Raw genomic sequence first — 998 nt, 5'->3', positions numbered from 1 at the left:
ACACCAGCTTGCAAATGATTGTCCTTTCCTTCATTTCTCCCCTATTACGAAGATTTTAAACAGGTTCTAAAGAAAACGGTATTCTGAAAGACATTCTTAACACAACAATAACCATAAAACATAAAAATAATCAAAAAGTAACTGATAAATTACTTGCCGCATTACATGATCGCAAAGTTATTCAAGAAATTTTAGACATAGCTAGAGAAAACGATATTCTGAAAGACATTCTTAATGCAACAATAACTATAAAATATCCAGATAGTGAAGAAAAAATCTACACACCACTTACTTATGCAATATCATGTAAAAGCAACGAAGCTTTTAATACAACAAGAGCTATAAATCAAGATGGTCAGGAAAAAACTCACATCCCATTTCCTACCGTTTCCGTACTTGATGAAAGAGAAACTGAATTAAAATTAAAAGAAAAAAGACAAAGTAGAAGAGATGAGGGATTAAATTTTAACAATGGTAGTAGTGACAAAAATGTTGAAATAAAAGTTAATGGGGATATCTTGTTGCAGCATAGTAGTGGAATTGAAAATGAAATAAATCATACTGCTGTACGTAATGATGTAAGGGAGGTAAAGCCTCTAATAGAAAGTAGAGTAAATGTTAAAGTACAGAATATAAATGCAGTGATTGCAACTTCTGTGACACTTGAGTTGGTAGCTAGTAAAATAACATGTGTACTGTCAAAACCCACCACTAAATTGGAAGAAGTAGCTATAACATATTTTCAAGGTTTAGCACTATATTTGTGAAACTTAATTTATATGTACTAAACAAGATGCTGATTAGTTTTATAGCTAACCCAAGAAAGGTTTCCCTACGTCATACCGCCGCGGTATCTCTGGATCCCGCTAACAAGTAGCGGGATGACGATTGTCGTTTAGCCATAAATATTTAAGAAATTTACCAAATGAAAAAAAAGGCAAAAGAAGCCCTGGGGTTATTATCTGCTTTAAAATATTGGCGTTTTTTATGTTTTAAAC

Annotated in this window: 1 protein-coding gene and 1 pseudogene; both read left to right on the top strand. The window is 32.4% G+C overall.

Going from position 1 to position 998, the window contains the following annotated elements; all coding sequences use genetic code 11:
• Positions 1–77 precede the first annotated feature (77 nt).
• Positions 78–275, top strand: a pseudogene (locus tag OZD61_RS05875) (WD_0033/WD_0034 family tandem repeat-containing protein); the annotation flags it as partial.
• 246 nt (positions 276–521) lie between these two features.
• Entirely contained in the window at positions 522–767 is a 246-nt protein-coding gene (locus tag OZD61_RS02995; RefSeq protein ID WP_274979794.1) for a hypothetical protein, read from the top strand.
• Positions 768–998: the final 231 nt, after the last annotated feature.

It is taken from the genome of Wolbachia endosymbiont of Drosophila bocki, assembly GCF_028982005.1.
GTDB classification, from domain to species: domain Bacteria; phylum Pseudomonadota; class Alphaproteobacteria; order Rickettsiales; family Anaplasmataceae; genus Wolbachia; species Wolbachia pipientis.
The sequence above is the reverse complement of the archived record's forward strand: the minus strand, read 5'-3'. Positions and strand labels throughout refer to the sequence as shown.